The organism is Streptomyces sp. NPDC001220 (assembly GCF_053597895.1).
This window is the reverse complement of record NZ_JBSFJE010000008.1, coordinates 358022-381846: the sequence shown is the minus strand read 5'-3', so window position 1 is coordinate 381846 and position 23825 is coordinate 358022. Positions and strand designations below refer to the sequence as shown.

The 23825-nt window shown below is 74.7% G+C and carries 2 protein-coding genes; both read left to right on the top strand.

The window, feature by feature from the left end:
• Positions 1–224: 224 nt before the first annotated feature.
• On the top strand, positions 225–13208 hold the full coding sequence (locus ACWDGI_RS21570) for a type I polyketide synthase (RefSeq protein ID WP_450761273.1): 12984 nt from the start codon (positions 225–227) through the stop codon (positions 13206–13208).
• Positions 13209–13214: 6 nt separating this feature from the next.
• Entirely contained in the window at positions 13215–23816 is a 10602-nt protein-coding gene (locus tag ACWDGI_RS21565) for an SDR family NAD(P)-dependent oxidoreductase (RefSeq protein ID WP_450761271.1), read from the top strand.
• Positions 23817–23825: the final 9 nt, after the last annotated feature.

The window sequence follows — 23825 nt, the reverse complement described above, 5'->3', positions numbered from 1 at the left end:
GCCCCGCCCGCGATCCGATCGGCCCGGTGCTGCCCCGGGCCGGACCTGCGGCATGCCCGCCGGCCGAACGCCGGGGGTGTTCGCGGGGTGTGTTCAGGAGGCCGCTCCGGCCAAGGGGCCGCTCAGCCCTGCCCGTGGCACAGCGCGACCGTGGACGTCCGGACAGCAGGTGCCGGGCGGATCAGACGTGTCCTCGATAAGACGACGTGGAGGAGGAGTCCGGCGTGGGTGACCGAGTGGGCAACGCCGCCGACCAGGAACCGGTGGCGGTCGTCGGCCTGGCATGCCGGCTGCCGGGGGCGGCAGACCCCGCCGAGTTCTGGCGGCTGCTGCACGACGGACGGGACGCGCTGGGCGAACCCGGTCCACGGCGCTGCCACCCGGACGGCCCGGCGGTGCCCGTACTGCCCTCCGGCGAACCGGTACGGGCGGGCTTCCTCGACCAGGTCGACTCCTTCGACGCCGGGTTCTTCGGCGTCTCCCCGGGCGAGGCGGCCGTGCTGGACCCGCAGCAGCGGCTGGTCCTCGAACTGGGCTGGGAGGCCTTCGAGGACGCCGGGATCGTCCCCGGCGACGGCGACCGCCGACGCGGCACCGGGGTGTACGTGGGCGCCACCTACGACGACTACGCGACGCTGCGCGGCGCCCGGCTGAGCCCGCACTCGGCCACCGGACGCAACCGGGCGATGATCGCCAACCGGGTGTCCTACGCCCTGCGGCTGCGCGGCCCCAGCCTGGTGGTGGACAGCGCCCAGTCCTCCGCGCTGCTCGCCGTCCACCTGGCCTGCCGGGCCCTGGCGGCGGGGGAGTGCACGACGGCGCTGGCCGGCGGCGTCAACCTGAACATCGCCCAGGACGGCTACGACGTCACCCAGGCGCTCGGCGCGATCTCACCGGACGGGCGCTGCCACACCTTCGACGAGCGGGCCGACGGATTCGTGCGCGGCGAGGGCGGCGCGGTCCTGGTGCTCAAACCGCTGTCGGCGGCACTGGCCGACGGGGACACCGTGCACGCGGTGATCCGCGGCAGCGCCGTCAACAACGACGGCGGCGGCGACTCGCTGACGGCCCCGCGCCAGGAGGCCCAGCAGGACGTGCTGCGCCTCGCCTGCGCGGCGGCCGGCGTGTCCCCGGCCGAGCTGGACTACGTGGAACTGCACGGCACCGGAACGCCGTTGGGCGACCCCGTGGAGGCCGCCTCCCTCGGCGCGGTGGCCGGACCCGGGCGGCGGCGGCCGCTGCTGGTCGGCTCGGTGAAGACCAACATCGGGCACCTGGAGGGCGCGGCCGGGATCGCCGGGCTGCTCAAGACGGTGCTCTGTCTGTCACGCCGCGAACTGGTGCCCAGCCTGAACTTCCGGACCCCCAACCCACGGATCCCGCTGACGGAGCTGGGCCTGCGGGTGGTCACCGAGACCGGGCCGTGGCCGGCCACCCAGGGCCCGCTGCTCGCCGGTGTGAGCTCGTTCGGCATGGGCGGCGCCAACTGCCACCTGGTCCTCACCGAGGCGCCCGCTGTCCGCCCGGCGCCGGATCACGACACCGGGGGGTACGACGGCCCGGTCCTGGTTCCGCTGACCGCACGGGCCCCGGCGGCGCTGACCGAACTGGCCGGCCTGCTGGACGAGTCGACCGCGTCCCCGGTGGACCTGGCCTACTCGCTGGCCACCACCCGCAGCCCGTTGGAGCGGCGGGCGGTACTGGTCGCGGAATCCGCCGACGACGTGCCCGGCCTCCTGACGGCGCTGGCCGGGGACACGGCGAACGCCCGGGTGGTGCGCGGCACGGCCGTCGAGGGACGGACCGTGTTCCTCTTCGCCGGGCAGGGCAACCAGCGGCCGGGCATGGGCCGGGAGATCTACCGGCGCCACCCCGTGTTCGCCACCGCCGTGGACGCCGTCGCCGCGGAACTGCGCCCGCACCTGCCCCGGCCGCTGCTCGACGTGGTCTTCGCCGAGGCGGGCTCGGCGGACGCGGCCCTGCTGGACGAACCGGCCTACACCCAGCCGGCGCTGTTCGCCGTCCAGGTCGGGCTGTACCGGCTGGTGGAGAGCTGGGGGATCACCCCGGACGCGGTTCTCGGCCACTCCTTCGGCGAGCTGGCCGCCCTGCACGTCGCCGGGGCGATGTCGTCGGCCGACGCCTGCGCGCTGGTCGCCGCCCGCGGCAGGCTGATGCAGGACATCCCGCCCGGCGGGGCGATGGTCCTGGTCGAGGCGTCCGAGGCGGAGCTGCTGCCGGACGCCGAGGCGAGCGGCGGGCTGGTGTCGATCGCCGCCCTCAACAGCCCCACCGCCACCGTGCTGTCCGGGGACGCGGACGCCACCCTGGCGATCGCCGCCCGCTGGTCCGCGCGGGGCCGGCGCACCCGCCGCATCCAGGTCCCGATCGCCAGCCATTCGCCGTACGTGGACGGCATCCTGGACGGGATGCGCGCGGCCGCTGCCCGCGTCGACTGGCGCACCCCGGCCGTCCCGGTCATCTCCTCGCTGACCGGCGCCGAACTGGACGTCACCGGCCTCGACTGGCCGGAGTTCTGGGCCCGGCACACCCGGGGCACGGTACGGTTCGCCGACGCCGTCGCCACCGCCTGCGCGGACGGCGCCCGCACCTTCCTGGAACTCGGCCCGGACGGCACCCTGTGCGCCATGGGCCCGGGCAGCGCGCCCGAGGACGTGGCGTTCGTCTCCGCGCTGACCGGCGGCGAACGCCCCGATCCGCGCTCCCTGCTCACCGCGGTGGCCCGGGTGCACACCCGCGGCGTCCCCGTGGACTGGGCGCGGTTCTACGACGGCTCCGGCGCCCGGCGGATCCCGCTGCCCACCTACCCCTTCCAGCGCCGGCGGCACTGGATCGCCGGGGTGACGGCCACCGGCGGCGCGACCCCCGTCGTACCGGCCGTGTCAGCCGCACCGGAGACCGGGACACCGGCCCGGCCCGACTCGGGACTCGCCGGACTGCCCGCGGCCGAGCGGGAGCAGGCGGTGCGGGCGCTGGTGCGTGCCGAGGTGGCCGCGGCGCTGGAGCTGGACTCCGCCGAACAGCTGGACATGCGGCGCCCGTTCAAGGACCTCGGCTTCGGCTCGCTGATGACGGTGGAGCTGGGGCAGCGGCTGGCCGAGGTGACCGGGGTACGGCTGCCCGCCACCGCCGTACTCGACCACCCCACCCCGGAACGGATCACCGCGCACCTGGCCGCCGAACTGGCCGCCGGGACACCACGGGAGGCCGCGCCCGAGAGGCCGCCTTCGGATCCCGCGCCCGCCACCGAGCCGATCGCGATCGTCGGGATGGCCTGCCGGTTCCCCGGTGGGGTCGGCTCGCCCGAGGACCTGTGGGACCTGGTGGCCGCCGGCACCGACGCGATCGGCGGCTTCCCCACCGACCGCGGCTGGGACCTGGACGGGCTCTTCGACGCGGACCCGGACCGGCCGGGCCGCAGCTATGCGCGCACCGGCGGATTCCTTTACGGGGCCGCCGAGTTCGACGCGGGCCTGTTCGGCATCTCGCCGCGCGAGGCCCTCGCCATGGACCCCCAGCAGCGGCTGCTCCTGGAGACGTCCTGGGAGGCACTGGAGCGGGCCGGGATCGATCCGCTCTCCCTGCGGGACAGCGCGACCGGCGTGTTCTCCGGGGTCATGGCACAGGACTACGGCCCCCGGATGCACGAGGGCGCCGACGGCCTCGACGGCTACGTGCTGACCGGCACCACCGCCAGCGTGGCCTCCGGCCGCGTCGCCTACAGCCTGGGACTGCGCGGACCCGCGGTCACCGTGGACACCGCGTGCTCCTCGTCGCTGGTGGCGGTGCATCTCGCGGCCCAGGCGCTGCGGTCGGGGGAGTGCTCGCTGGCGCTGGCCGGCGGGGTGACGGTGATGCCCACCCCGGGCATCTTCGTGGAGTTCTCCCGGCAGCGGGGACTCGCGGCGGACGGGCGGTGCAAGTCGTTCGCGGCGGCGGCCGACGGCACCGGCTGGGCGGAGGGCGCCGGTCAGCTCGTCCTGGAACGGCTGTCCGACGCGCGCCGCAACGGCCACCCCGTGCTCGCGGTACTGCGCGGCTCGGCGGTGAACCAGGACGGCGCCTCCAACGGCCTGACCGCCCCCAACGGCCCCGCGCAGGAAGGCGTGATCCGCACCGCGCTGGCCACCGCCGGACTCTCCGGCGCGGACGTGGACCTGGTGGAGGCACACGGCACCGGCACCACCCTGGGCGATCCGATCGAGGCCCACGCACTGCTGGCCACCTACGGCCAGGGCCGCGTCGGCGACCCGCTCTGGCTGGGCTCGCTGAAGTCCAACATCGGGCACACCCAGGCCGCCGCCGGTGTCGCGGGTGTGATCAAGGTCGTACAGGCGCTGCGGCACGGGCTGCTGCCGCGCACCCTGCACGTGGACGAGCCCTCGCCGTACGTGGACTGGTCGGCCGGTGAGGTGCGGCTGCTGACGGAGGCGCGGCCGTGGCCGGAGCGCGGCCGGCCGCGCCGGGCCGGGGTGTCCTCGTTCGGGATCAGCGGCACCAACGCCCATGTCATCGTGGAGCAGGCGCCCGAGGTGGTGCCGGCGGAACCCGCGCCGGCACCGGATCAGGCGGTGCCGTCCGCTCCCGTACCGGTGGTGGTGTCCGGGCAGACGGCGGCCGCGTTACGGGCGCAGGCGGCACGGCTGGCCGCACACCTGGAGAGCGAGCCGGGGGCGGCTCTCGCGGACGTCGCCCGCGCCACCGCCACCACCCGGGCCGCGCTCCCGCACCGCGCCGTGTGCACCGCGACCGACCGCACGGACCTGGTACGAGGGCTGCGCGCCCTCGCCGCCGACGAGGAGACGCCCGGCCTGGTGCGCGGGGTCGCCGACGTCGACGGCCGCACGGTCTTCGTGTTCCCGGGACAGGGGGCGCAGTGGGCGGGGATGGCGGTGGAACTGCTCGATTCCTCACCGGTGTTCGCGGAGCGGATCGCCGAGTGTGCCGCGGCACTGGACGAGTTCGTGGACTGGTCGCTGCCGGGTGTGCTGCGGGGTGAGGCGGGGCAGCCGGGGCTGGACCGGGTGGACGTGGTGCAGCCGGTGTCGTTCGCGGTGATGGTGTCGCTCGCCGCGCTGTGGCGGTCGTTCGGGGTGGAGCCGGACGCGGTGGTGGGGCACTCGCAGGGCGAGATCGCCGCCGCGTGTGTGGCGGGCGCGCTGTCCCTGCGCGACGCCGCCAAGGTGAGCGCGCTGCGCAGCGCCGCGCTCGGCGCGCTGTCCGGTGCCGGCGGGATGATGTCGGTGGCGCTCCCGGTCGCCGAGCTGGAGCCACGGCTGGCACGCCGGGACGGGCGGGTGTCGGTCGCCGCGGTCAACGGGCCCGCGGCGGTGGTCCTTTCCGGGGAACCCGGAGCCCTCCGGGAACTCGAGGCCGAGCTGACCGCCGAAGGCGCGCGGGCCCGGCTGGTCGCGGTGGACTACGCCTCGCACTCCGCACAGGTGGAGCGCATCCGCGCCGAACTCCTGGACCGGCTCGCCGGACTGGAGCCGCGCGGCGCCGAGGTCCCCTTCTACTCCACGGTCACCGGCGAACGGCTCGACACGGCAACCCTGGACGCCGAGTACTGGTACCGGAACCTGCGCCGGACCGTCCGCTTCGAGGAGACCATCCGCGAACTGGACCGCACCGGGCACCGCGTGTTCGTCGAGACCAGCCCGCACCCCATCCTGACCGCCGCCGTCCAGGACACCGTCGAGGCGGCGGGCAGCACGGCCGTGGTGGTCGGCTCATTGCGCCGTGACCAGGGCGGCCCCGGCCGTTTCCTGCAGTCGCTGGCCGAGGCACAGGTACGCGGGGTCCCCGTGAAGTGGACCCCTGCCTTCGGCGCCCCGGGCCACCGGACGGCACTGCCCACCTACGCCTTCCAGCGCCGGCGCTACTGGCTGCCCACCCCGGTGGGCGGCACGGACCCCGCCGGGCTCGGGCTGGACGCCACCGCCCACCCGCTCCTGGGCGCCGCCGCGCCGGTGGCCTCCACCGGTGGACTGCTGCTGACCGGAGAGCTGTCCCGGCAGCGGCAGCCCTGGCTGGCCGACCACGCCGTCTTCGGCACCGCCGTACTGCCCGGCACGGCCTTCGTGGAGATGGCCGTGCGCGCCGGGGACGAGGCGGGCTGCCGGGTGCTGGAGGAGCTGACCGTGCACGCGCCGCTGACCCTGCCCGAGCGCGGCGGCGTGCGCGTACAGGTGGCGCTCGGCGCGCCCGGCGAGGACGGCGGCCGGGCCGTGGACGTGTACTCCCGCCCGGGTGACGGGCCCGAGTGGACGCACCACGCCACCGGCAGGCTCGGCACGACGGAGGTCTCCCCGCCCGCGACCGGCGACTGGCTGCCGGCCGGCGCCACCCCGGTCGAACTCGCCGACCACTACCCGGCACTGGCCCGGCTCGGCTACGGCTACGGGCCGGTCTTCCAGGGCCTGCGCCGGCTGTGGCGGCACGGCGCGGACCTGTTCGCCGAAGTCGCCCTGCCCGAACCGGCGACGGCGGACGCCGGAGCGTACGGGCTGCACCCCGCCCTGCTGGACGCGGCACTGCACGCGGCCGTCCCGGTCGACGCCACGGCCACCACCGGGCTGCCGTTCGCCTTCACCGGGGTCCGGCTGTACCGGACCGGTGCCACCGCGGCGCGGGTACGGCTGCGCCCCGCGGCCGGCGGGGCCGTGTCCCTCACCGTGACCGACGCCGAGGACAACCCCGTCGCGGTGATCGACTCGCTGGCGTTCCGCCCGGTCAGCGCCGAACAGCTCGCCGCCGGCCGCCGGGATCACCTGTACCGCACCGGCTGGGTGCCGTCGCCGCCCCCGGCGCAGGACGGGACCTGGGCCTGGCTGTCGGACCTGGATCCGGACGGGCCGGTGCCCGCGGTGGTGGGTGTCGCGGTGGCCGGGGTGACCGACGCCCTGGCGGTGACGCGGCGCTGGCTGGCCGACGAGCGGTGCGCCGCGTCGAGGCTGGTACTGCTCACGCGCGGCGCGGTCGCCACCGGCCCGGGCGAGCCGGTCGATCCCGACGCGGCGGCGGTGTGGGGTCTGGTGCGCAGCGCGCAGACGGAGAACCCGGACCGCTTCGTCCTGGTCGACACGGACGGCCACCCCGCGTCCGAGGCGTCGCTGGCCCGGCCGGCCGCGACCGGCGAAGCCCAACTGGCCCTGCGCGCAAGACGGTTGCTGGTACCGCGACTGGCCCGGGTGACGGAGGCGGCCGGGTCCGCTCCTTGGACGGCGGAGGACGTCGTCCTGGTCACCGGGGCGAGCGGCACCCTCGGAGGTCTGGTGGCACGGCACCTGGTGGAGCGGCACGGGGTGCGTGGTGTGGTGCTGGCTTCCCGGCGGGGCGCCGACGCGCCGGGCATGACCGAACTGGTCGCCGCATTGCAGGATTTGGGTGCCGAGGTGGCGGTCGTGGCGTGTGATGTGGCCGAGCGGGATGCGGTGGCCGAGTTGCTGGCCGAGCACCCGGTGACGGCCGTGGTGCACGCCGCCGGGATCCTCGACGACGGGGTACTGGCCGCGCTCACCCCCGAGCGGGTGACCGAGGTGTTCCGGGCGAAGGTGGACGGCGCCCGCCACCTGGCCGAGCTGACCGGCCCGGAACTCACGGCGTTCGTGCTCTTCTCCTCGGTGGCCGGGACGCTGGGCAACGCGGGGCAGGCCGCCTACGCGGCGGCCAACGCCGCGCTGGACGGGCTCGCCGCCCAGCGCCGGGCCGCCGGGCTGCCCGCGACCGCGGTGGCCTGGGGACTGTGGGCCGAGAGCAGCGGTATGACCGAGGGCATGGCGGACCCGGACCGGGCCCGGCTGGCCCGCGTCGGCGTGGTGCCGCTGGACTCCGCCACCGCACTGGACCTGTTCGACACGGCAACCGCCCTGGACGACCCGGTGCTGCTCGCAGCCCGCCTGGACCCGGTGGCGCTGCGCGAGCGGGCGGCCGAGGGCGTGCTGTCGCCGGTGCTGCGCGCACTGGTGCCGGTGGTGCGTCGCGCCGCCGCCACGGAGGCTCCGGCGGACGGCGACGGGCTGCTGCGGCGGCTGGCGGAGGGGGAGCCGCTGCGGGTGCTGCAGGACCTGGTACTCACCCAGGCGGCGGTGGTGCTCGGCCACTCCGACCCGGGCGGGCTGTCACCGGACCGGCCGTTCAAGGACTTCGGCTTCGACTCGCTGACCGCGGTGGAACTGCGCAACCGGCTGGGCCGGGCGACCGGCCTACGACTGCCCGCGACCGTGGTGTTCGACCACCCCACCCCCGCCGCACTCGCCGGATACCTGCGCGGCGAAGTCATCGGCGACGCCGCTGCCGAAAGCGTTGCGCCCGCCGCCGCCCCGGTGGTGGCCGCGGACGAGCCCATCGCGATCATCGGCATGGCCTGCCGCTTCCCGGGCGGGGTCGCCTCGCCGGAGGACCTGTGGGACCTGGTGGCCGACGGCGTCGACGCCGTCGGCGGGTTCCCCACCGACCGGGGCTGGGACGTCACCGGCCTGTACGACCCCGACCCGGACCACCCGGGCACCAGCTACACCCGGCACGGCGGGTTCCTCTACGACGCCGGCCGGTTCGACGCCGGGCTGTTCGGGATCTCGCCGCGTGAGGCCCTCGCCATGGACCCGCAGCAGCGGCTGCTCCTGGAGACCGCCTGGGAGGCGCTGGAGCGCGCCGGGATCGACCCGTCCTCGGTACGCGGCAGCCAGACCGGCGTGTTCACCGGCGTGATGTACCACGACTACGCCACCGCGCTGCGGGAGCTGCCCGAGGGCGTCGAGGGGCACCTGCTCACCGGCACCGCCGGAAGCGTCGCCTCCGGCCGGGTCGCCTACACGCTCGGCCTGCAGGGGCCCGCGGTCACCGTGGACACGGCATGCTCCTCCTCGCTGGTGGCCATGCACCTCGCGGCCCAGGCGCTGCGCTCCGGTGAATGTTCGCTGGCCCTGGCGGGCGGTGTGACGGTGATGGCCGAGCCGACCACGTTCACCGCGTTCTCCCGGCAGCGCGGACTCGCCGCCGACGGACGGTGCAAGCCCTACGCCGGGGCCGCCGACGGCACCGGCTGGTCCGAGGGCGCCGGCCTGCTGCTGCTCGAACCGCTCTCCGCCGCGCGCCGCAACGGCCACCGCGTGCTGGCCGTGCTGCGCGGCTCGGCCGTCAACCAGGACGGTGCCTCCAACGGCCTGACCGCCCCCAACGGCCCCTCGCAGGAACGGGTGATCCGCACCGCGCTGGCCGCCGCCGGAGTCCTGGCCCAGGACGTCGACGCGGTCGAGGGCCACGGCACCGGGACACCGCTGGGCGACCCGATCGAGGCGCAGGCGCTGCTGGCCACCTACGGCCGGGACCGGGCCGGCGATCCGCTGTGGCTGGGGTCGGTCAAGTCCAACATCGGGCACGCGCAGGCCGCGGCCGGAGTGGCCGGCGTGATCAAGATGGTGCAGGCGATACGGCACGGGGTGCTGCCCCGCACCCTGCACGTCGACGAGCCCTCACCGCACGTGGACTGGTCGGCCGGTGAGGTGCGGCTGCTGACGGAGGCGCGGCCGTGGCCGGAGCGCGGCCGGCCACGCCGGGCCGGGGTGTCCTCGTTCGGCATCAGCGGCACCAACGCGCATGTCGTCATCGAGCAGGCGGAGCCGGAAGCGTCCGCCGAGCCCGGGCGGGTTGCAGGGCTTGTCGGGGTTGGGCACGCCGAGGCCGGGCGAGCCGACGGGTCCGGTGAGCCCGGGCAGGCCGAGGTGTTCGCCGAGGCCGGGCGGGTTGAAGGGCTTGTCGGGGTTGGGCAGGCCGAGGTGTTCGCCGAGGCCGGGCGGGTCGAAGGGCTCGTCGAGGTCGGGCAGGCCGAGGTGTTCGCCGAGGCCGGGCGGGTCGAAGGGCTCGTCGAGGTCGGGCAGGGGGACGTGTTCGCTGGGACGCGGGTGTACACCGAGCCTCGGCTGATGCCGGTCGTGGTGTCGGGGCAGACCGACGAGGCCCTGCGTGCGCAGGCCGCACGGCTGGCGGCGCATCTCGCCGCGCACCCCGGCGAGCGGGTCCGGGACATCGCCTGGTCCAGCGTGGCCGGCCGGGCCGCGCTGGAACACCGCGCGGTCGTCCTGGCCGCGGATCCGGAGCAACTCGGCGAGCGGCTCGGCGCGCTGGCCGAGGGCCGTGACCTCCCGGGTGTGGTGCGTGGCACCGCGGCCGACGCGGCACGGCGGGTGGCGTTCGTGTTCCCCGGGCAGGGCGCCCAGTGGGCCGGGATGGCGCTGGAACTGCTCGACTCCGCGCCGGTGTTCGCGGCCCGGCTGGCCGAGTGCGCCGCCGCGATCGAGTCGTACGTCGACTGGTCGGTACTGGACGTGCTGCGCGGGCTGCCGGGCGCGCCGACGCTGGAGCGGGTGGACGTGGTGCAGCCGGTGACCTTCGCGGTCACCGTGTCGCTGGCCGCGCTGTGGCGCTCGTACGGTGTGGAACCGGAAGCGGTGATCGGCCACTCGCAGGGCGAGATCGCCGCCGCCTGCGTGGCCGGGGCACTGTCACTGGCCGACGCCGCCGCGGTGGTGTGCCTGCGCAGCCGCGCGTTGACCGAACTGTCCGGCAAGGGCGGCATGATGTCGGTGGCGCTGCCCGCCGACGAGGTGCGGGCCCTGTTCACCGACGACCGGCTGGGCGTGGCCGCGGTCAACAGCCCCACGTCCACCGTCGTCTCCGGCGACCCGGACGCCCTGGAAGAGCTGCGGGCCGCCTGCGAGGAGCGTGGGGTGCGGGCCCGTCGTATCGCGGTGGACTACGCCTCGCACTCCACCCATGTCACCGCCGTCAAGGACAGCCTGGCCGAACTGCTTGCGGGGATCAGTCCGCAGGCGGCACGCACCGAGCTGTACTCCACGGTCACCGGACAGCGACTGGACACCCGCGAGCTCACCGGCGACTACTGGTACACCAACCTCCGTCAGACCGTCCGGTTCGCCGACGCGGTGCGCACCGCGCTGGACGCCGGGATCGGCACCTTCATCGAGGTCAGCCCGCATCCGGTCGTCGCCCCGGGCGTGCAGGAGACGGTGGACGCCGCCGGCGCGCGGGCGGCTGTACTGGCCACGCTGCGGCGCGACGACGGCGGCTGGCCGCGTTTCGCCCAGTCGCTGGCCGAGGCGCAGGTGCGCGGGGCCGGGGTACGGCTGGCCGAGGTGTTCGAGGGGACCGGTGCCCGACGGGTCGACCTGCCCACGTACGCCTTCCAGCACCGCTGGTACTGGCTGGCCGAGCAGGCCGGACCCCGCTCCGACACCTGGCGCTACCGCGTCGAGTGGCGTCCCGCGGGCCCGCCGGAGCGCACCGAAGCGGACGGCGAGTGGCTGGCGCTGGTGCCCGCCTCGGGTACGGAGCAGGACTGGCTGAAGACGCTCACCGGCGGCCTTCCGGTGCGGACCCTCACCGTGGACACCGAGCATGCCGACCGCACGGGCCTCACGGACCGGCTGCGCCGTGCGCTGGCCGAGCACCCCCCGCGCGGGGTGCTGTCCCTGCTGGCCGCCGACCGCCGCCCGCACCCCGACCACCCGGTGGTGCCCGCCGGAGTGGCCGCCACCCTGGCGCTGGTGCAGGCGCTCGGTGATCTGGAGGCGGCCGTCCCGCTGTGGCTGGTGACCTCCGGCGCGGTCAGCACCGGCAACGCCGATCCGCTGCGCGAACCGAGTGCGGCGCAGGTGTGGGGCCTGGGCCGGGTGGCGATGCTGGAACACCCGGCGTTCTGGGGCGGCCTCCTCGACCTGCCCGCCGACCTCGACGAGACCGCGCTGGAACAGCTGCGCGCGGTGCTCGCGGGCGGCTGGGGCGAGGAGGACCAGCTCGCGGTACGCGGATCCGGCACGCTGCTACGGCGGTTGGTGCGTGCCCCGCTCGACGGCGGCGCGGCCGGCGACTGGCAGGCCCGGGACACCGCGCTCGTGACCGGCGGCACCGGCGCGCTCGGCCCGGAGGTCGCCCGCTGGCTCGCCGCCCAGGGCGTACGGCACGTGGTACTGGTCAGCCGCACCGGCGCACGCGCCGAGGGGATCGCCGAACTGACGGCCGAACTCGAGGGCCTCGGCGTCCGGCTGACCGCGCGCGCCTGCGACATCGGCGACCGGGCCGCCGTGGCCGCCCTGCTGGCCGGGCTGCGCGAGCAGGGCGACGCGGTGCGCACGGTGGTGCACGCCGCCGCGCTGATGCGGCTGGCCGCGCTCCCCGACACCGACCTCGACGAGTACGCCGACGTCCTCACCGCCAAGGTCCAGGGCGCCCGGCACCTCGTCGAACTGCTCGACCCGGCCGAACTGGACGCCCTGGTCTTCTACTCCTCCATCGCCGGGGTGTGGGGCAGCGGCGACCACGGCGCCTACGCCGCCGCCAACGCCGAACTCGACGCCCTCGCCGAGCAGGCCCGCGCCAACGGTCTGCCGGTCACCTCGGTGGCCTGGGGCGTCTGGGACGGCGCCCGGTTCCCCGACGGGGTCGACGCCGACCAACTGCGGCGCCAGGGACTGCCGTTGATCGCTCCCGGACCGGCGCTGGACGCGCTGCGCACCGTCCTCGGACGCGCCGAGAGCGGGGTGTCCGTCGCCGACGTCGACTGGGCCAGGTTCATGCCGCTGTTCGCCTCCGCCCGCAGCAGGCCGCTGTTCGCCGAGATCCCCGAGGCCCGGCGCGTGCTGGACGGGCCGTCCGCACCGGAGTCGCAGCCGTCCGGCTCGCCCTGGGCGCAGCGTCTGGCCGGACTGTCGGACACCGAACGCCGCAGTACCCTGCTACGGCTGGTACGCGAGCAGGCGGCCGTCGTACTGGGCCACTCCGGAGCGACCGCCATCGGCGCCGACCACGCCTTCCGCGACCTGGGATACGACTCGCTCACCGGGATCGAACTGCGCAACCGGCTCGGCGAGGCCACCGGTCTGGCGCTGCCCGCCACCCTCGTCTTCGACCAGCCCACTCCAGCCGCGGTCGCCGCATACCTGCGCACCCGGCTCGCGCCCCCCGAACCACCCCTCCTCACCGAACTGGACCGGCTCGCCGAGCGGCTGTCCCGGGCGGATGCCGACGACGACCGGGCCGCTGTCGAACTGCGGCTGCGGGCGATGCTCGCGCAGTTCAGCGGGGACCTCGGCAACGACGAGGAGGACTTCGACCCGATGTCGAACGAGGAGATGTACGACCTCATCGACCGTGAACTCGGCGCGAACTGAAGGGGGTTGCACATGTCCGAGGAAGAGAAGCTGCGCGGCTACCTGAACCGGGTCATGGTCGACCTGCGCAAGGCCAACCGCCGTCTGCAGGACGTCGAACAGTCCCGCACCGAACCCATCGCCGTCGTCGGCATGGCCTGCCGCTACCCCGGCGGGGTCCGCTCCCCGGAAGACCTGTGGCGGGTGCTGTCCGAGGGGCGGGACGTCACCGGCGAACTGCCCACCGACCGCGGCTGGGACGTCGACGGCCTCTACGACCCCGACCCGGAGCGCTCCGGCCACAGCTACGTACGGCGCGGCGGCTTCCTGGACGACCCCGGCGCGTTCGACGCGGGCTTCTTCGGGATCTCGCCGCGCGAGGCGCTGGCCATGGACCCGCAGCAGCGGCTGCTCCTGGAGACCTCCTGGGAGGCACTGGAACGGGCCGGCATCGACCCCACCGCGCTGCGCGGCACCCGCACCGGAGTGTTCGTCGGCCAGAACTACCAGGAGTACGGCACCGGCCTGGCCCACGCCCCCGCGAGCGTCGAGGGACACCTGGTCACCGGCGTGGTGCCCAGCGTGCTCTCCGGCCGGATCTCCTACACTCTCGGCGTCGAGGGCCCGGCCATCACCCTCGACACCGCCTGCTCGACCTCCCTGGTCACCCTGCACCTGGCCGTGCAGTCGCTGCGCAACGGAGAGTCCACGCTGGCCCTGTCCGGCGGCGTGACCGTACTGGCCGGACCGGGACCGCTCATCGAGTTCAGCCGCCAGCGGGTGCTGGCCGCCGACGGCCGTTGCAAGGCGTTCTCCGCCGCGGCCGACGGCATGGGCATGGCCGAGGGCGTCGGCATGCTGGTCCTGGAGCGGCTGTCCGACGCGCGCGCCAACGGCCACGAGGTGCTGGCGGTACTGCGCGGTTCGGCGGTGAACCAGGACGGCGCGTCCAACGGGCTCACCGCACCCAACGGTCCCTCGCAGCAGCGCGTCATCCGAGCCGCCCTGGACGCCGCCGGGCTGAACCCCGCCGACGTCGACGTGGTGGAGGCGCACGGCACCGGCACCTCCCTGGGCGACCCCATCGAGGCACAGGCCCTGCAGGCCGCCTACGGCGCCGACCGTGAACGGCCGCTGCTCCTCGGCACGGTGAAGTCCAACATCGGGCACACCCTCGCCGCCGCCGGGGTGGCCGGGGTGATCAAGTCCGTGCTCGCACTGCGCCACGAGAGCGTGCCGAAGACCCTGCACGCGGACACCCCGTCCCGGCACATCGACTGGTCCTCCGGCACCCTCTCGCTGGCCACCGAGGCGGTGCCCTGGCCACGCGGGGAACGGCCGCGCCGCGCGGCGGTGTCCTCCTTCGGCATCAGCGGCACCAACGCCCACGTCATCCTGGAGGAGGCTCCCGAGCCGGACGGCGCGGAGCAGGCGACGGCCCCGCAGCCGGTGCTCTCCCTCCCGGTGCCGGTGGTGCTCTCCGGCCGTGGCGCGACCGGCCTGGCCGACCAGGCCGCGCGACTGCGCGAGTTCGTCGCGGCCGACCCCGAACTGACCGTCGCCCGAATGGCGTTCGCCACCGCCACCACCCGGGCCGCCCTGGAGCATCGCGGTGCGGTGGTGGCCACGGACCGGGAGGAACTGCTCGCCGGACTCGCAGAGTTGGCGGATGGCGAGCCGGGCGCGGTCAGCGCGGTGGCTGACCGGGGTGGGCTTACGGGGTTCCTGTTCTCGGGGCAGGGGTCTCAGTGGTCGGGTATGGGGCGGGAGCTCGTCGACCGTTATCCGGTGTTCGCGGAGTCGTTCGCGGATGTCTGTGGGCGGTTGGAGTCGGTGTTGGGGCGGCCGGTGCGGGAGGTGATTCTCGACGGTGGCGCGGAGCTGGATGGGACGTTGTTCGCGCAGTGTGGTCTGTTCGCGGTCGAGGTCGCGTTGTTCCGGCTTCTCGAATCGTTCGGTGTGGTGCCGGACTTCGTGGTGGGGCATTCGGTGGGTGAGGTGGCGGCTGCTCATGTGGCGGGGGTGTTGTCGCTGGACGACGCGGTCACTCTGGTGTGTGCGCGTGCCGGGTTGATGCAGGAGTTGCCGGCGGGTGGGGCGATGCTCGCGGTCAACGCCACGGAGGCGGAGGTCGCGGAGGTTCTGTCCGGTGAGGTCGGTATCGCGGCGGTCAATGGCGTCCGCTCGGTCGTCGTGTCCGGTGTCGAGTCGGCGGTGGCGACGGTCGCGGAGGCGGCGGGGGAGCGGGGCTGGCGGAATACGCGACTGCGGGTGAGTCATGCGTTTCATTCGCCGTTGATGGAGCCGGTGTTGGAGCGGTTCCGTGAGGCGATCGCCGAGGTCGTCTTCGCCTCTCCGGGCATCCCTTTCGTATCCACGGTGGATGTCGGTACGGCACCGGTGGATGCCGATTACTGGGTGCGTAATGTCCGCGACACGGTCCGGTTCGCCGATGCGGTTGCTCACCTGCATGGGCAGGGTGTGGCGAGGTTCGTTGAGGTCGGTCCGGACGCCGCGTTGACTGCCGTAGGACCGGATTGTCTGCCGGCGGACGCGACGGCGGTGTTCGTGCCGTTGCTGCGTCGCGACCAGCCGGAATCGGTGACCCTGCCCACCGGGCTGGCCCGCTTCCACGCGCATGGCGGCGAAATCGAGTGGACCCGCTATCTGCCCACCGCGGCCCGGGTCGACCTGCCCACCTACGCCTTCCAGCACCGACGCTACTGGCTGGAGAACGCCGAGTCGGCAGACCCGGCCGCGCTCGGTGCGCTGCCCGCCGGGCATCCGCTGCTCGGCGCGCTGGTCGCCCTGCCCGGTGCCATCGACACCGTCCTGACCGGGCGGTTGAGCGTGCGGGCCCAGCCCTGGCTGGCCGGCCACCAGGTCACCGGTACGGTGCTGCTGCCCGGCACCGCGTTCGTCGAACTCGCCCGGCACGCCGCCGAACTGCTCGGTGACGACCAGTTGGACGAGCTGACCCTGGAGGTGCCGCTCGTCCTGTCCGCCGAGGGCGGCGTCGCCCTGCGGGTCGTCGTCGGAGAACCCGACGACGCCGGCAGCCGCAACATCGAGGTGCACTCCCGGCCGGAGGGCTCCACAGCGCCCTGGACCCGGCACGCCACTGGTGTGCTCTCCGAGAGCGACGACGACGGCGGTGGTGCGGATCTCGTGCAGTGGCCCCCGGCCGATGCCGAGCCGGTCGACCTGGACGGGTTCTATCCCCGGCTCGCCGCCACCGGCCTCGGCTACGGCCCGGCGTTCCAGGGGCTGCGCGCGGCCTGGCGGCGCGGCGACGAGATCTTCGCCGAGATCTCCCTTCCTGACCAACAGCACGTCCGAGCGGCCGAGTTCGGGCTGCATCCGGCGCTGCTCGACGCGGCACTGCACGCCCTCGCCCTGCGCGGTGACCACGGCCTGCGGCTGCCCTTCGCCTTCCGAGGGGTCCGCTGGTACGACACGGGCGCGACGGCGCTGCGGGTTCGGCTCACCGTCGTCGGGGCGGACACGGTCCGGTTGGACCTGGCCGACGGCAGCGGCGCCCCGGTCGGCACCGTCGAGCACGTGGTGCTGCGTGCCCTCACCGGCGAACTGCGTGCGCCCGCGCGGTGGGACTCGGTGTACCGGCTGGACTGGACGCCCGCCCGCACCGGACGCCCCCGTCCTGCCGGCGCCGATGTGCTGTTCCGGGTCGAGGACATGCCCGTGGCCGAGCGCACCGCCGCCGTACTGGACCAGCTGCGCGGCCGGCTGAGCGAGGAGTCCGCGCCGGGCGCCCGGCTGGTCCTGGTCACCCGTGGTGCCGTCGCGGTCACCGCCGACGAGGTGCCGGACCCGGCCGGCGCGGCGGTGTGGGGGCTGGTGCGCTCGGCGCAGATCGAGTGGCCCGACCGGTTCGTGCTGCTGGACACGAACGACCCCACTGTCACGGACACGGAGCTGACCGCGGCACTGGCCGCCGACGAACCCCAACTGGCCCTGCGGGCGGGGCAGGTGTTCGTGCCTCGGCTGGCGCGGGTGACGGAGACGGCCGGGGACGCTCTTCCCTGGTCGGCGGAGGACGTCGTGTTGGTCACCGGGGCGAGTGGGACCCTCGGGGGCTTGGTGGCACGGCATGTGGTGGAGCGCCACGGGGTGCGGGGTGTGGTGCTCGCTTCCCGGCGGGGTGGCGACGCGCCCGGTATGCGGGAACTGGCCGCCGAGCTCGGTGAGTTGGGCGCCGAGGTCGCCGTGGTGGCGTGTGATGTGGCCGAGCGGGAGGCGGTGGCCGCGTTGCTGGCCGAGCATCCGGTGACAGCCGTGGTGCACGCGGCCGGGGTGGTGGATGACGGTCTGGTCACCGGGCTCACCGAGGAGCGGCTGCGGGCGGTCCTGGCGCCGAAGGTCCTGGGCGCGCGGTGGCTGGACGAACTGACCCGCGACCGGGACCTCACCCGGTTCGTACTGTTCTCCTCCGCCTCCGCGACCCTCGGCAACGCCGGACAGGCAGCGTACTCGGCCGCCAACGCCCACCTGGACGCGCTGGCCCGGCAGCGCCGCGCCGACGGGCTGCCGGCCACCTCGCTGGGCTGGGGACTGTGGGAACAGCGCAGTGGCATCACCGGCGAGCTTTCCGAGGCCGACCGGGCCCGTATCGCCCGCAGTGGCATCTCCGCCCTGCCCACCGCGGAAGCCCTGGCACTCCTGGACGCCGCCGTGGGGCTCGGCGAGGCGGCCGTCCTGCCGATGCGGCTGGACACCACGGCTCTCCACCGGCTCGACCCGTTGCCGGAGGTGTTCGCCGGCCTGGTCCGCGGCCGTCGCCGTACCCGGCAGCAGTCCGGCTGGGCCGACCGGCTGCGGGCGCTGCCCGTACCGGAGCGCCGTCGTGCCGCCCTGGACCTGGTGCGCACGCAGGCCGCCGGGGTGCTGGACCTGGCCGGGGCCGAACAGGTCGGCGCCGAGCAGTCCTTCGCCGACCTCGGTGTCGACTCGCTGACCGCGCTGGAACTGCGCAACCGCCTCGGCACCGCCACCGGACTCCGGCTGCCCACCACCCTGGTGTTCGACCATCCCACCCCGGCCGCGCTGGCCGGATTCGTCCTCGCCGAGGCCGGCGACCTCCGGACCGGACCGGAACCCGCCGCGCCCGCGGTCGCGGCCGCCGCCGACGAACCGATCGCGATCGTGGGCATGGCGTGCCGCTACCCCGGCGGGGTCGGCACGCCCGAGCAGCTCTGGGATCTGGTCGCCGCGGGCCGGGACGGCATCTCCTCCTTCCCCGCCGATCGCGGCTGGGACCTCGGCGCACTACCGGTCGGACTGGGCGGATTCCTCACCGGCGTCGCCGACTTCGACCCCGGGCTCTTCGGCATCTCCCCGCGCGAGGCACTGGCGATGGACCCGCAGCAGCGGTTGCTGCTGGAGCTGACCTGGGAGGCGCTGGAACGCGCCGGAATTGACCCGACGGGCGTCCGGGGCAGCCGTACCGGGGTGTTCGCCGGGCTGATGTACCAGGACTACGCGACCAGGCTGGCCCATGTGCCCGAGGAACTGGAGGGCTACCTGGGCAACGGCAATCTGGGCAGCATCGCCACCGGCCGGGTCGCCTACTCCTTCGGGTTCACCGGCCCCGCGGTCACCGTGGACACCGCCTGCTCGTCCTCACTGGTGGCCCTGCACCTGGCCGCCCAGTCGCTGCGCTCCGGCGAGTCCACCCTGGCGCTCGCCGGCGGAGTGACGGTGATGTCCAGCCCGACCCCGTTCCGTGAGTTCGACCGGCAGCGCGGCCTGGCCGCCGACGGCCGGTGCAAGTCCTTCTCCGCCGACGCCGACGGCACCGGTTGGTCCGAGGGTGTCGGCATGCTGGTGCTGGAGCGGCTGTCCGACGCGCGGGCCAACGGTCACGAGGTTTTGGCGGTGGTGCGCGGTTCGGCGGTGAACCAGGACGGCGCGTCCAACGGGCTCACCGCTCCCAACGGCCCCTCGCAGGAGCGCGTCATCCGCGCCGCGCTGGGGGCGGCGGGACTGTCCCCCTCGGACGTGGACGTGGTGGAGGCGCACGGCACCGGCACCACGCTCGGCGACCCGATCGAGGCACAGGCCCTGCTGGGCACGTACGGCGCCGATCGAGAGCGGCCGTTGTGGCTGGGGTCGGTGAAGTCGAACATCGGGCACACGCAGGCCGCCGCGGGCGTCGCCGGCGTGATCAAGGTCGTACAGGCCATGCGACACGGGCGGCTGCCCCGCACCCTGCACATCGACACCCCGACCCCGCACGTCGACTGGGCCGGCGGCCCGCTGGAACTCCTCGCCGCATCACGGCCCTGGCCGGAGACCGAGGTCCGGCGGGCGGCGGTGTCGGCGTTCGGGGTGAGCGGGACCAACGCGCACGTGATCGTCGAGCAGGCGCCGGCCGTCGAGCCGGCAGCTGTTCCGGCACCGGTGTTGCCGGTGCCGGTGCTGGTGTCCGGGCGGAGTGCTGAGGCGTTGCGGGGGCAGGCGGCTCGGTTGCGTGCGTACCTGCTCGCCGAACCGGACGCCGGTGTCGCGGAGGTGGCGCGTGCGGCGGCGCTGTCCCGGGCCGCTCTGGAGCATCGCGGTGCGGTGGTGGCCGCGAACCGAGAGGAACTGCTCACTGGACTAGCCGAGTTGGCGGGTGATGGTGGTGCCTTGGCTGACCGGGGTGGGCTTACGGGGTTCTTGTTCTCGGGGCAGGGGTCGCAGTGGTCGGGTATGGGGCGGGAGCTCGTCGACCGTTATCCGGTGTTCGCGGAGTCGTTCGCGGATGTCTGTGGGCGGTTGGAGTCGGTGTTGGGGCGGCCGGTGCGGGAGGTGATTCTCGACGGTGGCGGGGAGCTGGATGGGACGTTGTTCGCGCAGTGTGGTCTGTTCGCGGTCGAGGTCGCGTTGTTCCGGCTGTTGGAGTCGTTCGGTGTGGTGCCGGACTTCGTGGTGGGGCATTCGGTGGGTGAGGTGGCGGCTGCTCATGTGGCGGGGGTGTTGTCGCTGGATGATGCGGTCACTTTGGTGTGTGCGCGTGCCGGGTTGATGCAGGAGTTGCCGGCGGGTGGGGCGATGCTTGCGGTCAATGCCACGGAGGCGGAGGTCGCGGAGGTTCTGTCCGGTGAGGTCGGGATCGCGGCGGTCAACGGGGTTCGTTCTGTGGTGGTTTCCGGTGTCGAGTCGGCGGTGGCGGCGGTCGCGGAGGCGGCGGGGGAGCGGGGCTGGCGGCACACCCGACTGCGGGTGAGTCATGCGTTCCATTCACCTTTGATGGAGCCGGTGTTGGAGCGGTTCCGTGAGGCGATCGCCGAGGTCGTCTTCACCTCTCCGGGTATCCCCTTCGTGTCCACGGTGGATCTCCAGGCCGCTCCCGTGGATGCCGATTACTGGGTGCGTAATGTCCGCGACACGGTCCGGTTCGCCGATGCGGTTGCTCACCTGCATGGGCAGGGTGTGGCGAGGTTCGTGGAGGTCGGTCCGGACGCCGCGTTGACGGCCGTAGGACCGGACTGTCTGCCGGCCGACGCGACGGCGGTGTTCGTGCCGTTGCTGCGTCGCGACCAGCCCGAAGTCCGTTCCGTGGCGGCCGGGTTGGCCCGGTTCCACATGCATGGCGGTGGTGTCGACTGGGCGTCCTACCTGCCGGCCGCGGCCCGGGTCGAGCTGCCCACCTACGCCTTCCAGCACCGCCGCTACTGGCTGGAGAGTGCCGAACCGCCGCACCGGAGCGGGTATCCGCTGCTGGACGCGGCCGTGGAGTTCGCCGAGGAGGACGGCTTCCTGCTGTCCGGGCGGCTGGCCACCCGGGCACAGCCCTGGCTGGGGGAGCACACCGTGCTCGGGGCGACCGTCGTGCCCGGCAGTGTGTTCGCCGAACTGGCCCTGCACGCCGCCACGGAGACCGGCGCCGGCGAGGTCGCCGAACTCACCCTCCAGGCACCGCTGGTGCTGCCCGAGGACGGTGGGGTCGAGGTGCAGATGAGGGTCGGTGCGCGGGACGCGGCGGGAGAGCGGCCGCTGACCGTGCACGCCCGCCCGGCCGAGGACGGCACCCCGTGGACCTGCTACGCCCGTGCCGTACTCGGCCCGGTGTCGGCAGAGCCTCAGGAGGCGCCGGCTGCCTGGCCGCCGCCGGACGCCGTCGCGCTGGACGTCGGTTCGGCCTACGCCGAGTTCGCCGCCACCGGGCTGGAGTACGGCCCGGCGTTCCAGGGCCTGCGCGCGGCCTGGCGGAGCGGCGACGAGATCCTCGCCGAAATCGAGCTGCCCGATCTGACCGACGCCGGCCGGTACGGGCTGCACCCGGCTCTGCTGGACGCATCGCTGCACGCCTTGCGCTACCTGCACGAGGACGACGGCGACCGTACCTTGCTGCCTTTCGCCTGGAACGGGATCGCGCTGCGCCGCACCGGAGCGTCCGCGCTACGGGTGCGGATCTCCCCGGTCGCCGCCGAGGCGGCCCGGATCGAACTGGCCGACGCGTCGGGCGCCCCGGTCGGGGTCGTCGAGTCCCTCGCGGTCCGGCCGATCTCGGCCGAACAACTCGGCCACCATGAATCGCTGTACGCCGAGGAACTGGTGCCCGCCGCCCTGCTCGGCGGCCCGGAGCCGACCGTGCTGGACTGCACCGAGCTGGCCGAACTGCCCGACGGCGAACCGCCCGAGGTGGTGGTGCTCGCGGTCGGGACCGAGGCCGATCCGGTGGCCGCGGCCGGCCGGGCGCTGGGCGCGGTGCGTACCTGGCTGGCCGAGGACCGATTCGCCGGCAGCCGGCTGGCGCTGCGGACCCGGAACGCCCGCACCGATCCGGCCGCCGCCGCGGTCTGGGGGCTGCTGCGGTCGGTGCAGCAGGAGCACCCGGACCGGTTCCTGCTGGCCGACTCCGAGGACGCCGGCGGGGCAGACCGCAGCGCGGCCAAGCCGGGCACCGACGGCGGCGCGGCCGTCACGTGCACCGACGGGAGGGCGGCCACCGACAGCTCCTCGGCCACCGCGGGCACCGATATCAGCGCGGCCGCCGACGGCTCTTCGGCCACCGCGGGCACCGATATCAGCGTGGCCGCCGACGGCTCTTCGGCCACCGCGGGCACCGATATCAGCGTGGCCACCGACGGCTCCTCGGTCACCGCGGCCCCCGACGGCAGTGCGGCCCCCGACGCCAGTGCGGCCCCCGACGTCAGCGCGGCCCCCGACGTCAGCGCGGCCCCCGACGGCGCCGGGATTCCCGCTGCCGCGTGGAACGTGCCCGGCGGGCAACTGGTGGTGCGCGGCGGCACGGTGTTCGTGCCACGGCTGTCCCATGTCCCGCTGTCCAGGATCACCGACCGGGACGGCTCCTCATGGGATCCGCGCGGCCCGGTCCTGATCACCGGGGGGCTGGGCGCACTCGGTGCGGCCCTCGCCCGTCATCTGGCCGGCGACCGCGGAGTGCGTGAGCTGGTGCTCACCGGCCGCCGGGGACCGGACACCCCGGGCGCGGCCGAACTCGCCGCCGAACTCCGGGAACTGGGCGCGAAGGTGGCGGTGGTGGCCTGTGACGTGGCCGAGCGGGAGGCGGTGGCCGCGTTGCTGGCCGAGCATCCGGTGACGGCGGTGGTGCATGCCGCCGGGGTGGTGGACGACGGGCTGGTCACCGGGCTCACCGAGGAGCGGCTGGCGGCGGTGCTGGCGCCGAAGGTGCTGGGCGCCCGCTGGCTCGACGAGCTGACCCGCGACCGTGAGCTGACCGACTTCGTGCTGTTCTCCTCCGCCGCCGGGGTGCTCGGCGCCGCCGGGCAGAGCGCCTACTCGGCGGCCAACGCCGCACTGGACGCGCTGGCCAGGGCCAGGCACACCGCCGGGCTGCCGGCCACCTCACTGGCCTGGGGGCTGTGGGAGCAGCGCAGCGGCATCACCGGCGAACTGTCCGATGCCGACCTGGCCCGTATCGCCCGCGCCGGGCTGCGGCCGCTGACCAGCGCCGAGGCGCTCGAACTGTTCGACCTCGCGCGAGCCGTCGACGAACCGGTACTCGCCCCGATGCGCCTGGACCGCACGGCCCTGCGGACAGGCGGCCCGGTCCCGGCGGTCCTGCGCGGCCTGGTCCGGGAGCCGTCCACCACGACCGCCGCAACGGCCGCCGACGCTCGCTCCGCACCGGCCGCCGCGCTGGCCACGTTGTCCGGACCCGACCGGGAGAAGGCGCTCCTGGAGCTGGTCCGCGCCGAAGCGGCCAGGGTGCTGGCCTACGACTCACCGGCCGCCGTGGCCGAGCACCGCACCTTCGCCGAACTCGGCGTCGACTCGCTGGCCGCCGTGGAACTGCGCAACCGGCTGTCCGGGACCACCGGCATCCGGCTGCCCGCCGCGGTGGTCTTCGAGTACGCCACCCCGGTCGCACTGGCCGCACACCTGCACACCTCCATGCCCGCGGCCGACGGCGCAGAGACCGGCTCGCCGCTCGCCGGACTCGACCAGCTCGAAGAAGCACTGGCCGGTGCCGATCCCGGCGCCGTGGACCAGGCGAGGCTGCGCATGCGGCTCACCGCGCTGCTCGCCAAGTACGGCGGCGAGGAGCAGTCCGGCGCCGCACCGGAGCACGACCTGTCGTCGGCCTCCGACGACGAACTGTTCGGCCTCGTCGACGGCCTCGGCGCCGACCAAGGGTGAGGAAGGGAA